General features: G+C 46.1%; 15 protein-coding genes. All 15 read left to right on the forward strand.

The window, feature by feature from the left end:
• Positions 1–192: hypothetical protein (locus J2Z34_RS09060; RefSeq protein ID WP_209459547.1), on the forward strand; the 192-nt coding region annotated here is incomplete at its 5' end.
• A gap of 198 nt (positions 193–390) precedes the next feature.
• Positions 391–1,398, forward strand: coding sequence for a LacI family DNA-binding transcriptional regulator (locus J2Z34_RS09065; RefSeq protein ID WP_245250589.1), 1,008 nt, complete (start codon positions 391–393; stop codon positions 1,396–1,398).
• A gap of 247 nt (positions 1,399–1,645) precedes the next feature.
• A complete protein-coding gene (locus J2Z34_RS09070; protein ID WP_245250590.1) occupies positions 1,646–2,950 on the forward strand; it encodes an ABC transporter substrate-binding protein in 1,305 nt (434 codons plus the stop codon).
• Between the two features lie 77 nt (positions 2,951–3,027).
• Positions 3,028–3,957, forward strand: a complete 930-nt coding sequence (locus J2Z34_RS09075) for a carbohydrate ABC transporter permease (protein ID WP_342453141.1) — start codon at positions 3,028–3,030, stop codon at positions 3,955–3,957.
• Positions 3,957–4,997, forward strand: coding sequence for a carbohydrate ABC transporter permease (locus tag J2Z34_RS09080; protein WP_245250591.1), 1,041 nt, complete (start codon positions 3,957–3,959; stop codon positions 4,995–4,997). Before J2Z34_RS09075 ends, J2Z34_RS09080 begins: the two co-directional genes overlap by 1 nt.
• 13 nt (positions 4,998–5,010) lie before the next feature.
• Positions 5,011–6,120, forward strand: coding sequence for an ABC transporter ATP-binding protein (locus J2Z34_RS09085; RefSeq protein ID WP_209459550.1), 1,110 nt, complete (start codon positions 5,011–5,013; stop codon positions 6,118–6,120).
• Between the two features lie 46 nt (positions 6,121–6,166).
• Complete coding sequence (locus J2Z34_RS09090; protein WP_209459551.1) at positions 6,167–7,855, forward strand: sugar phosphorylase; 1,689 nt, start codon at positions 6,167–6,169, stop codon at positions 7,853–7,855.
• Between the two features lie 20 nt (positions 7,856–7,875).
• Complete coding sequence (locus J2Z34_RS09095; protein WP_245250592.1) at positions 7,876–9,516, forward strand: MGH1-like glycoside hydrolase domain-containing protein; 1,641 nt, start codon at positions 7,876–7,878, stop codon at positions 9,514–9,516.
• Positions 9,503–11,263, forward strand: a complete 1,761-nt coding sequence (locus J2Z34_RS09100) for a class I mannose-6-phosphate isomerase (RefSeq protein ID WP_209459553.1) — start codon at positions 9,503–9,505, stop codon at positions 11,261–11,263. Before J2Z34_RS09095 ends, J2Z34_RS09100 begins: the two co-directional genes overlap by 14 nt.
• On the forward strand, positions 11,260–12,186 hold the full coding sequence (locus J2Z34_RS09105) for an ROK family protein (protein WP_209459554.1): 927 nt from the start codon (positions 11,260–11,262) through the stop codon (positions 12,184–12,186). Before J2Z34_RS09100 ends, J2Z34_RS09105 begins: the two co-directional genes overlap by 4 nt.
• Entirely contained in the window at positions 12,176–12,817 is a 642-nt protein-coding gene (locus J2Z34_RS09110; RefSeq protein ID WP_245250593.1) for an SGNH/GDSL hydrolase family protein, read from the forward strand. Before J2Z34_RS09105 ends, J2Z34_RS09110 begins: the two co-directional genes overlap by 11 nt.
• Positions 12,818–12,835: 18 nt before the next feature.
• Entirely contained in the window at positions 12,836–14,524 is a 1,689-nt protein-coding gene (locus J2Z34_RS09115) for a right-handed parallel beta-helix repeat-containing protein (RefSeq protein WP_209459555.1), read from the forward strand.
• A gap of 28 nt (positions 14,525–14,552) precedes the next feature.
• On the forward strand, positions 14,553–15,620 hold the full coding sequence (locus tag J2Z34_RS09120) for a zinc-dependent alcohol dehydrogenase (RefSeq protein WP_209459556.1): 1,068 nt from the start codon (positions 14,553–14,555) through the stop codon (positions 15,618–15,620).
• On the forward strand, positions 15,617–16,408 hold the full coding sequence (locus J2Z34_RS09125) for a sugar phosphate isomerase/epimerase family protein (protein WP_209459557.1): 792 nt from the start codon (positions 15,617–15,619) through the stop codon (positions 16,406–16,408). The genes J2Z34_RS09120 and J2Z34_RS09125 overlap by 4 nt, the downstream gene beginning before the upstream one ends.
• Before the next feature lie 22 nt (positions 16,409–16,430).
• The gene (locus J2Z34_RS09130) at positions 16,431–17,471 is read left to right on the forward strand and encodes a Gfo/Idh/MocA family protein (RefSeq protein WP_209459558.1); all 1,041 of its coding nucleotides are present in this window, start codon (positions 16,431–16,433) and stop codon (positions 17,469–17,471) included.
• The last annotated feature ends 150 nt before the right edge of the window (positions 17,472–17,621 follow it).

The following is a 17,621-nucleotide window of genomic DNA, read 5'->3' on the forward strand; positions in this document are numbered from 1 at the left end:
TTTGTGCCTTTCTTGTCCTGGATCAGCACACTTTCATTGTATTGCTATGGGTCTCCTTTTTCAAAGTTCAGGTTTTTTCATTACAGGAATGCTCCATGTGATTACAATCCGATAAATACAATTATAGGTTCCTGTGGAATAAACGCAAAGAGAGTTATGGTAAGCCATAGTAAAAGAAATGGTGGAAAATGAGCACTGAATATATCGAATTTATATTGATTCAAAGATATCAAAGATTAAAACTCAAAGGATTGGAAAAACAGGATATGGTTTTCATGGAATAATTGATAAAGCATCAAATATTCTGAAGATATGCAAATTTCGTGTAATTGACTCAGGTTGTACTTATGCATATAATGACAACGTAGGACATTTGAGGAGCAAAAGATAATGATAAGTAGAGTAACGATAACGGATATTGCAGAAAAGTGCGGAGTTTCGATAAAGACCGTATCAAGGGTTTTAAATCAGAGTCCTGACGTGAAGCCGGCTACCAGGGACAAGGTCCTTGCAGCGATGAAGGAAGAGGGCTACCAGGTAAATCTGTTCGCAAGGGGACTTAAGGGCAGCAGGACCAATATAATCATCGTGTTCATCGACAGGCATCAGGAAGAGCACTTCAGCCTGTGGCACAACATAATGATCAAATACCTCATCCAGTATGCAAAGAAGAACAATCTGAAGATCGTCATTTCACCATCAAACAGTGAGGAATACCTTGAGGATGAGACCGACGGATTTTATCTGCTTTCAAGCGGAGTAGCTGATGGAGCCATTCTTCTTGAAAACGTGAAGAATGACAAGAGAGTCGAATATCTCGAGGAGCATGGTATACCATATGTTGTATTCGGAGAGCCCGAAGGCGAAGATATTTATTCAGTCAGCCTGGACAACTACGATGTCGGATTCAAGGGCGGAACGTATCTAGCCGGCAAGGGTTTCAGGGACATTGTGTTCATGCTTGGTGAAACCAGGTTTCTTTCCAATCAGCGGAGGATAAAGGGTTTTCTTGATGCGATTGAAGGTACTGGAGTCAATCACGAAGAGATTCCGGGAATCGATACGATCGAGAAGGCATATCGGGAGACATTAGCCATACTTGACAGACGAAGAGTAGATGCTTTCTTTGTTTCAGGTGATGAGAGGGCTATCGGAGTATACAGGGCAATATATGAGAAATCTTTGAGAATTCCAAAGGATGTGGCAGTTCTAGGGATAGATAACATACCGCAGGGCAAGTACATGTTTCCGCCAATGTCTACCATCGATCAGGATTTTGACACTCTTGCCAGGGAATGCATATGCAGGGTGGTTATCCTGCTTCGGGGAGGTATGACGGAGGACGTCAAGAGAAAGATACTTATTCCGGGAGCGATAATCGAGCGCGATTCAACCTGAATATTTGTAGCAGGAAGCAATCCACGTGATTGCTTTCCATAAAATGACAACGTTGTCTATTTAATAATAATTATCCGCTGACTATTGACCCAGCGGGTGCTTGAAGTAAACGTTCACAGAGTTATGTCCATATCAATCTGTTGATGAATGGCCGATGCGGATGGTCACCTGGATAAAATCCAGGTATTTTCAGGGGGATAGCCTTCTGATCGGACATTGATTATAAAAAATAAAAGGAGCGGAAAAAATGAACAAAAAAATCATCTCAGCGTTTCTCGCGGCCAGTATGCTTGTCATCGCTTCAGGATGCGGAGCAAAGGAGCCTGCAACGCCTACAGCGACTACTCCATCTGCTACCGTGGCTCCAACGAAGCCTGCATCGACACTTCTTAAGGTAACTTACAGCGGAACACCTCAGGTACATGAGAAGGAATACCTGATGAACACTTTCTTCAAAGGATTCGAGGCCAAGTACAACGTAAAGGTTGAGGTTGATTTCGTAGCTCAGGCGGATGCCATAAAGAAGATCGAGTCAGAGCAGACAACCAAGAACATCGTGTCTGACATTATCTACGCAGATACTGCCAATATGGCTCCTTATGTCAATGGCGGATGGATGGAGGACATTACATCGATCGTTGATAAGACAGGGTCAACCTATACGAAGATGTTTGACGGTTCCACAAACTCCGGCGGAAAAAGGTATTTCGCTCCGATGAGCTATGATGTCTATATCACTGTTGCCAACGTCAAGGCACTTGCTTATCTGCCATCAGGACTTACCAAGGAAGATGTCGTGAAGGGAATTACCTGGGAGCAGTATGCTGACTGGGCTGTAGCTATAGCTAAAGGCGAGGGCGAAGGAAAGACCATGATGCCTGCGAACCTTACCGGGTCTCAGCTGCTTTATCCGATGGGCGGAATGAGCCTTGCATACGGCGGAGCTTTCCCTGAATTCACATCACAGGGCTTCAAGTCGGCTCTTGGAGTTATCGCAAAGATCGCTGCTGCAAATGGATTCTATGCGGAGCAGAACCAGTACACGGCGCCTACCGAACCACTTAACAGCGGAGATGTATGGCTGACATTCGCTCATATGGGACCTGTCGGAGTCAGCTACTCGGCAGCACCTAACAATTTCGTAATAGGCGCAGCACCAAAGGGAAGCAAAGGTGCGGGTTCGACGTCCGGAGCATGGTGCTATGGAATCCAGAAGGGCGCTCCTCATATGGACCTCGCTGAGAAATTCATTGCATATGTTGCAGATCCTCAGGTCAACTATGACTTCTGCTCAAATTATGGAGGATCGCTCAGCCCAATTGAAGAGGTAGGCGACATTCTTGAATCAAGCGATGTTGTAATGAGGGCTGGAATCGAAATGCTGAAGACAACTACTGTAACTGGAGTTCCTGCTACAAAGTACACAGATTGGAATGCTGTGAAGCTTCTCTTTGGAGATATCTACAACAGCATACTGAAGAACAAGGTTGTACCTGGCGACGACTATCTCAAAGAGATGCAGACCAAGCTTGATGCATTGAAGAAACCCTGACAATAACTGAAGATCAATGGCCTTGAGAGAAGGGGGACATTCGTCCTCCTTCACTCATCAAGAATGGAGGAATGCAAGTGGGAAACAGGCTTGACAACAAACAGGACAAAGTCTCGGGGCAGGTTCAGGGGAAAAGGCTTGTAAGCAAGGACAACATGCCATATCTGCTTCTTCTTCCCGTTTTTATCTATTATGCTGTATTCTGGCTTCTGCCGGTAGCATCTGGAATGAATGAGGTATTTACTGGCCTTGACGGGAAATTCACACTTTTTGGCAATTTCAAGCTTATGCTGGAATCTGACCTGTTCGACCAGGCTGTAATGAATACGGCCCTTTTTGCTGCCATATCAGTGGTCATTCAGTATTTTCTTGCGTTGACGCTTGCAGTTCTGCTCTCAAGAAAATTCAAGGGGTCAAAGCTCCTTATGTTCGTGACAATGATTCCCATGGCCATAACGCCTACAGCTGTCGCCATAATCTGGAAGACAGGACTGGTAAGGGACGGATGGCTCAACACCATGCTGGTCGGGCTCAACATAATCGACAAACCCTTCGTATTCATGAACCTGGAAGGCCTGTCAATGCTTCTTCTTATTATCCTGATCGATACCTGGACAGTAACTCCGTCAGTCATGATCATACTTATCGCAGGTCTTCAGGGAGTTCAGAAGGAGCTCAGGGAAGCTGCATATCTGTTTGGGGCAAACAAGTGGAGAATCCTGATGGATATAGTGATTCCAATACTCAAGCCATCGATAATAACTTCGGTGATCATGAGGCTGATAGCTGCAATTCAGGTCTGGGCAATAGCGGTCATGGTCCTTGGATACAGCAAGGTTCCATTCCTGGTTGAGAGGATAGCTTTCTTTGTCGATGTGGTTCCGGGAATAAATACGAGCAGTAAAATTGCATTCACCCTGTCGTTTACGACCACTATCGTAGTTCTTATTGCCACGATCATATTCCTGAAGGTATCAAAGGGAAATACAAGCGGAGGTGGCAGGTGATGGACAGGTTGAACATAGTACAGAAAACAGTGATGAGCATAATACTTGCTGCAGCGGTAATGACCATAGTGATTCCGCTTATCTTCTTTACTACTGTAGCATTTTCAAATGCAGTTGAAATGTCCCAGTTTCCAAAGAAGCTGCTTCCAGACTTCGGCGTTACTGTAAAGATCGTACCAAATGATCTCGGTGAATATGAACTTTTCTTTGACAGCGGAGAAGGCTACACTTCGATAATCACCAGCAAGAATGCTGTAAAGCTTGAGAATCATTTCGCTAGGCAATATGGAGTGACCATTGAGGGTGAAAAGCTCCTTGAGGACTTCTCACAGACTCTGGAGAAGGGTCCCATGGAATTCACGTATAGAAAGGACATATTCAACAACTTCAACCAGTTCTTCAAGATCGTACCGAATGCCAGCTCGGCTCTTAAGAACAGTATTTTGGTAGCCCTATATACTATTGCAATCTCCCTTACGATTGGAAGTCTGGCAGGTTACGGCATTGCCAGGTACAACTTCAGGTTCAAGAAGGAGATCAACGTGTCGCTGCTTATCGTAAGGATGTTTCCCATGGTTGGAATAAGCATTCCCATGGCACTGCTTCTTATACGCTTCGGATTGTTCGATACGCTTATCGGCCTTGCATTGCTTTACTCAGTGCCAAATATCGCACTGACTGCCTGGATAACAAGCAGCATCTTCATAGGCATAAACAGGGAGCTTGAAGAGGCTTCCATGGTATTCGGTGCAAACGGAATCCAGACGTTCATGAAGATTACTCTTCCATTAGCGTTCCCGGCACTGGCAGCAAGCTCCATGTATTCTTTCCTGACTGCGTGGAATGACACGATTTCAGCCCTGATACTCACGGACAAAAACCAGACACTTGCTCTTGTAGTGTACAAGGCGATAGGAACAACCTCGAGCGGTATACAATATGCTGCCGCAGGAAGCATCGTGCTGATCCTGCCTGCATTGGTATTCACGTTCATAATAAGACGCTACATCGGTCAGATGTGGGGCGGCGTAGAGCTATAGGAGGAGCAGAGATATGAGTTATCTGGAAATAAGGAACCTGCAGAAGAGGTACACAAAAAGCGGACCTCTTGTAATAGACAATGTCAATCTTTCAGTGGACAGGGGTGAGTTCATAGTATTCCTCGGACCATCGGGCTGTGGAAAGACGACAATAATAAGGATGATAGCCGGTCTTGAGGATGTGACTTCCGGGGAAATAATGATCGAAGGAGAAAATATCGTAGGAAAGCAGCCAAAGGACAGGGGAGTATCCATGATATTCCAAAGCTACGCCATATGGCCGCACATGACTGTATTTGACAATATCGCATATCCTCTGAAGCTGCAGAAGGTAGGCAAGGAAGAAATCGAAAGGCGGGTTAAGAGTGTAGCGCAGGCAACCGATATTGTGGGTATGCTTGACAGATATCCTGCCCAGATGTCGGGAGGCCAGAGACAGAGGGTTGCAGTATCAAGGGCGATAGTTGTGGAGCCAAAGATATTCCTTATGGATGAGCCACTTTCCAATCTTGATGCCAAGCTAAGGGTATCCATGAGGACTGAGCTTAAGAACATACACGAGAAGCAGCACTCAACCAGCATATTCGTAACGCATGACCAGTCTGAAGCGATGAGCATGGCTGACAGGATAGTTGTAATATTTAAGGGCAAAATCGAGCAGATCGGAACCCCCATGGAGGTTTATATGGACAGCGCCACAAAGTTCGTGGCCGAATTCATAGGAACTCCACCAACGAACTTCTTTGATGTCACTATCAGGGAAATTGACGGCAGTCTTAAGGCTGTGAATCCGGAGTTTGAATTCAGAGTGCCGGATGAGCTTTCTGAAGCATTGAGACCTTATGAGGGAAAATCAGTGGACATGGGTATAAGGCCTGAATTCATAGGTCTTTCTCCAGAGCTTGAAAGGACAAAGTGGCATTTGAGTGATACGGTCATAAGCTTCGTGGAGCCTCAGGGATCCCATTCCATACTGATCACGAGGATCGGTGAGACCGAGGTTAAGATACATACGACCTCTCATATGTACATAAAACCGAATACCACAGTAGCGCTGAATGTTGAACCAGACAAGGTGATGTTCTTCGACAGGGAGACTACAAAGAGGATCAGAAAACCTTAGCGGAAGCGAATGACAAGAAATTTGCCTAAAATATTGGAGGGTAAAGATGAGTGTGAAACAAAGACTTAAATTCCTCTATCCCGGAAAAGTTGAAGAAATCTATCCAAGAATCCAGAATCTTGTTGAAAGCTTTAAAACCTCTGAAGCAAGAAGCTATCCCTGGGTAGGTAAAGAGGATGTGGTACTTATAACCTACGGGGATGCATTTAGAAGAGAAGGTGAAGCTCCCCTTAAGACTTTGCTGGAATTCATGGACGTGGTGCTTGAAGGATATGTGAATAATGTACATATACTGCCTATGTTTCCTTATACCTCTGATGATGGTTTTTCAGTTTCGGATTTCAAAGCAGTTGATCCTCAGCTGGGAGGCTGGGATGACATAAGGGCGCTTGATGAAAAATATAGTCTTATGTTTGATGCAGTCATAAACCATGCCTCCGTTTCCTGCGAATATTTCAAGGAATTCATTAAGGGTACAGAGAAGTACAGGGATTTTTTCCTGACTGGAGATCCGGATGAAGACTACAGCATGGTGACAAGGCCAAGGACACATCCTCTTCTGACAAGATTCGAATCACCAGTAGGTACAAAATATGTCTGGACCACATTCAGCGAAGACCAGGCGGACTTCAACTTTAAGGATCCGGAGGTCCTCATCGAGATCCTGGGGATACTTCTTTTATATGCTTCTAAGGGAGCAAGGTTCATACGATTTGATGCCATTGGCTTCGCATGGAAGGAAGCCGGTACTACATGCATGCACCTTCCACAGACCCATGAGCTGGTCAAGCTAATGAGGGAGGTCATAGAGGAATGCTTCAAGGGAGTGTCCATAATCACTGAAACGAACGTACCCCACAAGGACAACATCAGCTACTTTGGAAACGGACACGACGAGGCAGGACTGGTCTACCAGTTCCCGCTTCCGCCATTGACACTGCATGCATATCTCACAGGAAATGCATCGAAGCTGTCGAGCTGGGCTGATTCTCTGGAACCAACGACTGAAGACACCACATTCTTCAACTTTCTTGCATCCCATGATGGAATTGGTGTAAGGCCTGTAGAAGGGATACTTGAGAAGGAAGAGGTTCAATCCATAATTGACGAGGTTCAGAAAAGGGGAGGACAGATAGGATGGAGGACTCTTCCTGATGGTTCTCAGACGGCCTATGAACTTAACATCAATTACCTTGATGCCATAGCAGGTGATGAGAGCGATTTGGAGACCATGGCTCGAAAATTCATGGGATCCCAGTGCATACTTCTGTCATTCGTCGGAATGCCGGCAATCTATTACCACAGCATCCTTGGCTCCAGGAACTCCTACAGGGACTTCGAGGAGTCTGGAATCAAGAGGAGGATCAACAGGGCCAAGCTGGATTTCGATTTGCTTAAAAGAGAGCTTGACGACAAGACTTCACTAAGAAGGATCGTACTGGACAGCTACAAGAAACTGATTGCAATAAGGAAAGTACAGCCAGCCTTCGATCCGAACCGTACGCAGAGGACTCTCTTCCTGGATTACAGGGTTTTTGCCCTGATCAGGGGAGATAAGGAAAGTATTCTAGTACTCGTGAATGTTTCAAGGGATGAGCTGGTTTTAGAGACTGATTATTCAGGTACAGACCTGATAGAAGGATCCGAGATTAATAGAAGCATAAGGCTTTTGCCATACCAGTACAGATGGATAAGGCTCAGTGAACCGGCGATGCAGGTTCGTACGGAGGAATGATGGAAAGAGATTTTACTTTTTTGGACAAATTGCAAAGGGGCATGTATTTCGACAAAAAGTCATACTCTGACACTGACCTGAATTCATTTGATGAAGTGAAGGCATATTTACCCGAACCAATCCTTCCGGGCAGGGAGGAATGGACTGCCTGCTATTGGTATGCTTTAAAGGTTCTTTTCACAAATCAACACGTACCGACAAAAGAAAGCGGGTATGTCAGCAATTTTGTGGATGCGGCCTTCAATGAGAATATATTCCTATGGGATACTGCCTTCATGACAATGTTCTGCAACCTTCTGCACCCTTATGTCCCGGGAATTCGTTCGCTGGACAATTTCTATACAAGGCAGTTCGATGATGGCGAAATTCCCAGGGAAATGGTCAGAGATACTGGAAAGGATTTTCTGGTCTGGGTTAACGGCTATGACAAGCCGCTCTACTCATATTTCCATAACCATTACGGCCACAGAAGGCTGAAGGGGCAGGCACCCGTACCCTATGAGGAGATGTACAAACCGGATATGGGAAGGGAAATAGAGAAGAACCCATACCTGACTTTGGATAACCTCAACCATCCCATTCTGGCTTGGGCCGAGTGGGAGAGCTACTGTCATACTAAGAATGCATCAAGGCTTGAGCTTGTTCTTGAACCCCTGTACAGGTATTATTCTGCTTTGAAGTATCATCTTATGCATGCAAACGGACTTTATGTCACTGACTGGGCCAGCATGGATAATTCTCCAAGGAACAAATACCTTGGACTTGCAATAGACACAAGCTGTGAAATGGTCCTGTTTGCCAGGAACCTCCTGGATATCATGGATGTACTTGAAAAGAACGGGCTAAAGGATTCTGATGAACCAAGGAGATCTGAGCTTAAAGAAGACATCAGGGGACTTTCGGGCCGCATAAACAGCCTTATGTGGAATGATGAGGATGGGTTCTATTATGACCTGACATTTGATGGCAGGCAGACAGGCATGAAGACGATCGCGGCATATTGGTCTCTGGTATCAGGAGTGGCCGACCAAAGGCAGGCGAGACTCCTTGCAGAATGGCTGAATGACAGGGATACCTTCAACCGGCCGCATCGTGTTCCCGTACTTGCTGCAAATGAGGAAGGATATGACCCTGAAGGAGGCTATTGGAAAGGCTCAGTATGGGCTCCTACAAATACAATGGTGGTGCTTGGACTTGAAAAGAACGGATACTTTGACCTTGCAAGGGAAATCGGAATAAATCACCTTGATGCGGTATCCAGGGTCTTCTCGAATACCGGAACAATTTGGGAGAACTATCCTGCTGATTCCATAACCAGCGGCAACTCAGACAAGAAGGATTTTGTGGGCTGGTCAGGAATGGGACCAATATTGTTCCTGTTAAGGTACGGAATTGGGCTTAGGACCGATATCGAGAGAGATCTGCTCATATGGGATATCAGTAGTGATATGTTAAAGGACGGTTTTGCAGGCTGTAAGAATTACTGGTTCTTTGGAATAACAGCTGACTTTATGGCACAAATGGATGATAACAAGCTTAATATTGAGGTCAAGACATCGCAGCCCTTTGAACTTGAAGTAATATTCAAAGGAATTAAGCAGCGATACCTTGTGGATGGCAGACTTGAAGTTACCATTGGTGAAGAAAATGAGCAGTTATGACAGGTATCCCAGAACAACCGTGGATTATAAAGGCGAAGCAGCCTATAAGGGATATGAAGAGATAGCTGAGGTCCTGAGGGAACGTTCAAGGTCCCTGCTTGAGACCAGGGAAAGGGTGGTAGTTGCTATCGACTGCTATCCAGGTATGATATATGAGGAGCTGGAACAGGAACTGACAAAAAGGCTGGATCCAAGCCTATCCATTTTCTCTGACGAGGAAATCTTCCAGAGCGAGGAATCGATAACTTCAAGGATAGTGGGAAGGATAACAGACGACAGGGTGTTCGGACAGATGTGCCTGGAAACATACGAGGACCTGATTGATGAGGAAAAGCTCAGGTCTGCTGCTATATTGGCAGATACCACAAAGGGACTTGTCATTGTTTACGGAGCTGCAGCAAACATACTCGTGAAGCCAGATATATATGTATACGCGGACCTTGCCAGATGGGAGATACAGGGTCGGTTAAGGAGAAATGAGATAGGAAGCTGGAAGAGCTCGATCTGGTTTGATGACATACTTCAGAAGTACAAGTGGGGTTACTTCTTCGAATGGAGGGTAGCTGACAGGCATAAGAAAAGACATTTTGAAGATTTTGATTTCGTGCTTGATACGAATAAGAAAGGCAGCCCGGTTATGATCACCGGAGATGCATTCAGGTACGGGCTGTCAAAGCTCGCATCAGGACCGTTCAGGCTGGTTCCTTTCTTTGACCCCGGTGTGTGGGGCGGGCAATGGATGAAGAAGGTGTGCGGACTTGATGAAGGTGAGATAAACTATGCATGGTGCTTTGACTGTGTGCCGGAGGAGAATTCGATCCTCCTGGATTTCGGAGGGACTACAATTGAGCTTCCTGCTATGGACCTGGTACTCTATGAGCCCGTAAGGCTTTTGGGTGAAAGGGTCGTGGCAAGGTTCGGGGCTGAGTTTCCGATAAGGTTTGACTTTCTTGACACAATGGACGGCCAGAATCTTAGCCTGCAGGTACACCCTACAGTGGAGTATATTCAGGAGAAATTCGGAATGCACTATACCCAGGAGGAGTCTTACTACATCCTGGATGCATATGAGGACAGGGAACCACTGGTCTACCTTGGGTTGAATACAGGGACCAGGAAGGAGGAATTCTTCAGGGAACTGGAGAAGGCACAGGGTGAAGGTGCGAATTTCCTGGCCGAAAGGTTTGCTAACACAATTAAGGTCAGGAAGCATGACCATCTTCTGATACCCCCGGGAACGGTCCACTGTTCCGGCAGGGATACTATGGTCCTTGAAATTTCATCGACTCCATTCATATTTACCTTTAAGCTGTGGGACTGGGGAAGACTGGGAACCGATGGCAAGCCAAGACCTATAAACATCAGCCACGGCAAAGAGGTCGTGAAGATCGAGAGGGATACAGAATGGGTTGAAAAGAATCTCATAAACAGGGTAACTGTGCTTTGTGAGGAGGAAGGGTGGAGAAGTGAAAGGACAGGACTCCATGAACTTCAGTTCATTGAAACAGTCAGGGACTGGTTCAACAGGCCTGTCGCCCATAATACTGAGGGCAGTGTGAATGTTCTAAACCTTGTTGAGGGAGAAGAGGCTATTGTAGAGTCACCTGATGGAAGCTTTGAGCCACTCATTGTCCATTATGCGGAGACATTCGTAATACCTGAAGCCGCAGGTGAATATATCATAAGACCTCATGGTGCCTCTGAAGGGAAGGAAATCACAACCATAAAGGCGAGGGTCAGGATATGAGAGCTGTTGTGGACCTTGGAGGTACAATTATAAAGGTTGGTTTAGTCAATGACGGAGTCCTTTCGAAGCTTGTACCGATCGATACGGAAGCCGGGGCAGGGATACGAAAGAACCTGGATAGGGCTGCAGGGCTCATAAGGACAGAATATACAGGCAAGATCGAGCTTATGGGCATTGCTGTGCCAGGAATCGTGGACATTGAGAAAAGGACAATAACTTCAGCAAATGCCAAGTATGCAGATGCTGTGGGTTTCGACTTTCAGAAGTGGTGCCTTGATGAATTCGGCTGTCCCCTTGTAATGGACAATGATGCTAATGCAGCGCTTATCGGTGAAGCTTCAAGAGGATGCGCCAAGGGGGAAGACAATGTGGTCATGATGATCCTTGGCACGGGAATAGGGACAGCTGCAATAATGAACGGCAGACCGATCAGAGGAAAGCACTTTCAGGCAGGAATACTTGGAGGTCATTTTGTTGCTGATATCAATGGGGAAGAGTGCACATGCGGCGGAAGAGGATGCCTTGAAACAATTGCAGGCTCCAGGGAACTCGGAAGGTCAGTTTCAAGGATCGAAGGATACTCAGGGAGCAAGCTTTCAAAACTGGATCATATTGGAATGAAGGAAATAATTGATTGCATGATTTATGGGGATAGCTTCAGCAGAATAGCCTTTGAAATGGTCATTGATGCATACTCCGCTGGAATAACGAACCTTGTGCATGCCTACGACCCTGAAGCAATAGTGCTAAGCGGTGGGGTGATGAAGGGCAAGGACCATATACTTCCCGCGATAATCAGAGGGGTACAGGGAAGAGCGTGGACACCATGGGGAAACCTTAGGTTTCTTGTGGCAGACGACCCTGACAGCTCGGTACTTTTGGGGCTGCAGACCCTTATGGAGGAATGGAAGGATGGATCTTAGAGGATTGAAGCTTGCGATATACGGCGACAGCCTGTCTACCGGTACTCATGGTGAAGGGGGCTATGAGGAAAAGCTGAAGGGATCCCTTTGCCTTTCTGAGATTTATAACTTTGCTGTGGGTTCAAGCTCACTTTCTAAGGGTTCAGCAGGATGCATGGCCGATTTGCTGGAGGAAGGAAGGCTGCCTGAAGAGGCTGATATCATCCTCATTTGGCATGGGAGCAATGACTGGTATTGGAGTGTTCCTCTGGGAACCATGGATGACAAAAAGCCCGATACCTTCAACGGGGCAATCAGCTTTGTCATTGACAGGCTTCGAATGAACTTTCCGAAAGCTATAATAATATGGGTGACTCCAATATTCCGTATGGAGAAGCCTGACGGAATAGAAACAGCAGGTGATGCCTTCAGGACATTAAACAAGAACGGAAGCACCCTGCTTGATTACACTGAAACGATACAGAGAGCAAGCCTCATTCATGGATTTCCGCTCATAGACATGCGAAGGCTGTCGGGGATCCATTTGTACAATTCAGATTACTATCTCGAGGACGGTGTGCATCCGAACAGAAACGGATATGAGCTGATTCACCGCATCCTTGATGCCGAGTTGAGGAAATCAATATTCTAATGTGAAGCTGGTGTAAAAATGCAGAAGAAGATAGTTTATGCAGATGATTTCGTAAAGGACAGGATGCATGCAGCATTCGGAATACAGGCTGCAATTGACCACGCCAGGAGCATTCAGGCAGATGAGATAAGGTTTGGCGAAGGAACCTATCAGCTTGATGAATGGCGGACCATTGAAACATATTCCATTGCCCATGATGACGGATGCGGAGATATCCATGTGAAGGATGTTCACCTGCTCCTGGAAGGTATGGATGGGATCGCGCTCAAGGGCTCATGTCTTGAGGATGGGAGTCCGGGAACCATACTGGCAGGCTCAAATAGCCTTATCCCGGATACACTGCTTCCCTCGATACTCTGGGTAACCGGGTCAAGAAATATCACTATCCGAAACCTCGCGTTTATACGGAATCCTGAAACCGCAAGCTCAGGAAGGATTGTGTCAGTTCATGGATCAGTCGTGACAGTTGAGGTCTTTGAAGGCCTGCCTTGTAATGATGGGATGGGAGCATACTGCATGAACAGGTTCGATCTTTCGGACAGAAGCCTGCAGGGAGCCAGTCTTACATTTGGATTCGGATTTGACAGGAGATTCAGGAAAACCGGGGAAAGGATACTGACACTCGAAGATGACAATCTTGCTGCAATCCTTAGGGTGGGTGATGGAGTATCCTGGCATCAGACAGGCAAAACCGACTTTCAGCTGTTTTTCGGAGACTGTGAAAATATCAGGATGGATAATGTGAGGATATTCAATTCGAATAGTTTTGCAATTCTTACTGAACATTGCAGGAACATAAGGGCTAACAGGCTTGTCCTGAAACCAAGAAAAGGTCAGCTTTTCACTGGCTCCAGGGATGGATGGAAGATATACAGGTGCAGCGGGAAGATCATACTTGATGAATGCCACTTTGAAGGAGTACGGATGGACGGGCAGAATGTCCACAGCAACTTCATGGTCGTTGAGACGATCCTATACTCCAGAAGCATGCTGTGTTCATGCAAATATGCTCCTATACCGCTTGAAGCTGGTTCTGAAATGGAATTCCATGATGGTACTCGAATCGTTCAGAACAGGATTGAAAGTTGGCGGATCATCGGAAGGAATCCTGTGGTTCATGTGAGAAGAGACTCGGAAACAGCTGGAGCGGTGGTTCCTGGGGCATCCAACTACATCACCATGTATGAGGTGTCGTTTGAAGATGAGTTTGAAGCATTCGTATCAAAGGGAACACTTATGACGCCGTTGTGCTGGGAACCGGAAGCATATATCTGCAGGAACACTGTTTTTAAAAACATTGCAGGTGCAGGTCAGCTCCTGAGATGCAAGGATGTACTTATTGAAGGGTGCAGCTATGAAAATATGTTGAATGCAGGGATCCTTATGGGTGCGGAACTGGATACTCATAGCGAGGGCGGACACGCAATAAATATTGTCATAAAGGGATGCAGATTCGATAATTGCGGCTTCAAGCCAAGATATGGAAGATTCGGAGGAGCATGCATAGCTATAAAATCCCAGGGCTTCAATGACCCACACAACAGGAATGTAGTGATTGAAGGCAACTTGTTCAGAAACAGCAGCATTGCTGTTGAGGTAAGAGACGCATCAGATGTGATCATTCGGTCAAATAGCTATGAGGAAATTATTGAGAGATATGTCATAGACAGTGCCACAACTTCTGACATCAGGATTTCAGATTGTTGAACATATGTAGGGTATAAGGAGCGGGATCATGAGGAAACTGATATGTACAGCGCCAGGTAATGCAGAGCTGGCAGAATATGACGACAGGCCGATAAAGCCTAATGAAGTGAAGGTAAGGGTTGAGTTCGCATCACCGAAGCATGGCACTGAAATAGCGGATTTCAGGGGCACTACCCCATTCATAGATGGGAAATATGATCCAGAGTGGCAAATCTTCAAGACCAGGGATCAGGATGAGCCAAGGGGACTGGAATACGGGGATCTGCCTCTTGGAAACATGTTTGTCGGTATGATCGTAGAAGCAGGCGAAAATGTCACTGACTACAGGGTCGGGGACAGGGTATGCTCCTACGGATCCATAAGGGAAACTCAGATAGTAAACGCTGTGGACAACTATAAGCTCAGGAAGATGAAGGCTGATGACTCCGAAAGGAACGCAGTATGCTATGACCCTGCGCAGTTCGCCCTGGGAGGCATAAGGGATGCAAATGTAAGGGCTGGCGACAATGTAGCTGTCATTGGCCTTGGAGCAATAGGTCAGATTGCAGTCCAGCTTGCAGCGAAGGCAGGTGCAGCAAATGTGATAGCCATCGACCCAATTCTAAAAAGACGTGAAATCGCGCTAAAGCACGGAGCTCATTTTGTAATGGACCCTACAGCATGCGATGCCGGACTTGAGATAAAGAGACTCACGGGAAAGGCAGGGGCTGATTCGATAATTGAAACCAGCGGAAGTGTGCATGCACTGCAAAGTTCGCTGAGAGGATTAGCTTATGGCGGTACTATTGCATATGTCGCATTCGCAAAGCCATTCCCGGCAGGGCTATGGCTCGGACAGGAAGCCCACTTCAACTATGGAAAGATCATATTTTCCAGGGCAGGCAGCGAACCTAATCCTGAGTACCCAAGATGGTCCAGAAAAAGGATAGAGGACGTATGCTGGGAACTGCTGATGAACGGATATCTTGATTGTGAAGACATAATCGATCCGATTGTGGAATTCGAGGATTGTGCTGAAGGCTTCAAAAAGTATGTGGACCTTGAGCCGGACCTGAGTATAAAGATCGGAATAGCTTTCAGGAGGGACAAGATATGAGGCTTGGTACACAGGACAAGGATTTCTTCCCGAAAGGACTGACTGAAAAGTTCATTCATATCAAAAGGATGGGCTTTGACTGTTTCGAGATCGACGGCAAGGTGCTCTCAGAAAATACCATTGAGGTGAAGGAAGCAATAATGGCTTCAGGACTTCCAATCGTATCAGCATGCGGTGGATACAGAGGATGGATCGGGGACTTCATCGAAGAGAGAAGACTAAATGCCATTGAAGACCTTAAGGGGATCATAAGGGCTCTTGCGGAAGTAGGGGGTAAGTGCGTTGTTGTCCCCGCTGCCTGGGGGATGTTCACCTACAGGCTTCCGCCGATGGTATCCCCAAGAAGCCAGGAAGGTGATCGTAAGACGATACTTGATTCTCTTAAGGAGCTTGATCCGGTTGCAAAGGAGTGCGGGATAACAATCTGCCTTGAACCACTTAACAGATATCAGGACCACATGCTGAACACATTGAAGGATGCAAGCGATGTGATAGAAGCAGGAGGATTTGAAGCAGTAAAGATAACAGCCGACTTTTACCATATGGCTATCGAAGAGGATGATATGAGAAAATCCCTTGAAAAATACAGCAAATACATCGGACATGTCCACATTGCCGAGAACCATAGATATCAGCCTGGAACAGGTTCAATGGATTTCGATATTCTCTTGGGGACTTTGAAGGATATCGGATATGATGGAGCGGTTGTGTACGAATGCAGGGTGAGAGGCGAGGATCCGGAAAGGGCTTACAGGGAATCGGTTGAATATATGAGAAGATTCATCTGATGGAATGGGGGATATGCACGAAATGGCAAAACTAAGGGCTGCAATAATCGGTGCCGGTCAGATAGCAAGGAAGTCACATATACCCAATTACCTCTCAATGGGAGACGAAGTTGAAATAGTTGGCATTTGTGACAGGAACATTGAAGCTGCGATGTCAGCAGCGGCAGAGAATGGAATCCCTGACTGGTTTTCAGACCACAAGGAAATGCTTAAGATGGTTAAGCCTGACATAGTCAATGTATGCGTCCCTAACAAATTTCACTATGCAGCAGTCTTCGATTCACTTGATGCCGGTTGCCATGTTCTATGTGAAAAGCCTCCTGGTATTTCTTACAAGGAAGCTGAGCTAATGATGAAGAAGTCAGAGGAGTGCAAAAGGCTACTTAGCTATGGCTTTCATCTTAGACATGGAGAAAATGTAAGGATAATGAAGGAAAAGGCGCTTAATGGCGAATTCGGTCAGATATATTTTGTGAAAGCAGAATGGCTCAGAAGACGTGGAATACCAGGCTGGGGCAATTTCACAAACAGTGATATCCAGGGAGGTGGACCTCTCATAGACATCGGAGTTCATATGCTTGATATTGCAGTCTACCTGATGGATTACCCTGAAATTGACCATGTATCAGCTACCTCCCATGACCTGATCGGAAAGAGAAAGGGTGTTGGTCTGATGGGTGACTGGGATCCTGATAAGTTCAACGTAGAGGATTCACTTTTCGGATTCATAAGGTTCAAAGATGGATCGAGTCTTAGCATATCAAATTCATTTGCACTGAATATGAAGGAAAAGGACAGGAAGAATCTGGAGATTTATGGAGACAGACTGGGGGCAAGTATCTTCCCTCCTGAAACCTTCGGTGAGGAAAGAAGCATGTTGACCAATACTGAATATCCATTTGCCAAAGACGATGACCTTCATTTTAAAAGCCTCTTGAACTTCGTTAAGGCATGCAGAGGAGAAGCGGAGCTGCTTGTGACTGCGAAACAAGGTGCATATGTGCAGAAAATGGTTGAGGCTCTTTATGAATCTTCATTAAGAGGCGAACCGGTAAGGCTCTGAGGTGCTTAAGCTCGAATATTGCCAAAGGATTGACCAAAGTAGAGTATTGTGGCTGTCTCTCGAATAAAATCTGACAAGCTAAATAACTAAGTGACCCTGCTGCATAAAAGCAGGGTTTTTGCTTGAATCAAGGAAATCACTGCTGTAGAT

The organism is Youngiibacter multivorans, from assembly GCF_017873395.1.
GTDB lineage: Bacteria > Bacillota > Clostridia > Clostridiales > Clostridiaceae > Youngiibacter > Youngiibacter multivorans.

Excerpts from the sequence above, each read along its gene's own strand:
- J2Z34_RS09090 (WP_209459551.1), top strand. The coding sequence starts at position 6,167 with ATGAGTGTGAAACAAAGACTTAAATTCCTCTATCCCGGAAAAGTTGAA.
- J2Z34_RS09085 (WP_209459550.1), top strand. The coding sequence starts at position 5,011 with ATGAGTTATCTGGAAATAAGGAACCTGCAGAAGAGGTACACAAAAAGC.
- J2Z34_RS09105 (WP_209459554.1), top strand. The coding sequence starts at position 11,260 with ATGAGAGCTGTTGTGGACCTTGGAGGTACAATTATAAAGGTTGGTTTA.
- J2Z34_RS09120 (WP_209459556.1), top strand. The coding sequence starts at position 14,553 with ATGAGGAAACTGATATGTACAGCGCCAGGTAATGCAGAGCTGGCAGAA.
- J2Z34_RS09115 (WP_209459555.1), top strand. The coding sequence starts at position 12,836 with ATGCAGAAGAAGATAGTTTATGCAGATGATTTCGTAAAGGACAGGATG.
- J2Z34_RS09070 (WP_245250590.1), top strand. The coding sequence starts at position 1,646 with ATGAACAAAAAAATCATCTCAGCGTTTCTCGCGGCCAGTATGCTTGTC.
- J2Z34_RS09100 (WP_209459553.1), top strand. The coding sequence starts at position 9,503 with ATGAGCAGTTATGACAGGTATCCCAGAACAACCGTGGATTATAAAGGC.
- J2Z34_RS09130 (WP_209459558.1), top strand. The coding sequence starts at position 16,431 with ATGGCAAAACTAAGGGCTGCAATAATCGGTGCCGGTCAGATAGCAAGG.
- J2Z34_RS09080 (WP_245250591.1), top strand. The coding sequence starts at position 3,957 with ATGGACAGGTTGAACATAGTACAGAAAACAGTGATGAGCATAATACTT.
- J2Z34_RS09065 (WP_245250589.1), top strand. The coding sequence starts at position 391 with ATGATAAGTAGAGTAACGATAACGGATATTGCAGAAAAGTGCGGAGTT.
- J2Z34_RS09110 (WP_245250593.1), top strand. The coding sequence starts at position 12,176 with ATGGATCTTAGAGGATTGAAGCTTGCGATATACGGCGACAGCCTGTCT.
- J2Z34_RS09125 (WP_209459557.1), top strand. The coding sequence starts at position 15,617 with ATGAGGCTTGGTACACAGGACAAGGATTTCTTCCCGAAAGGACTGACT.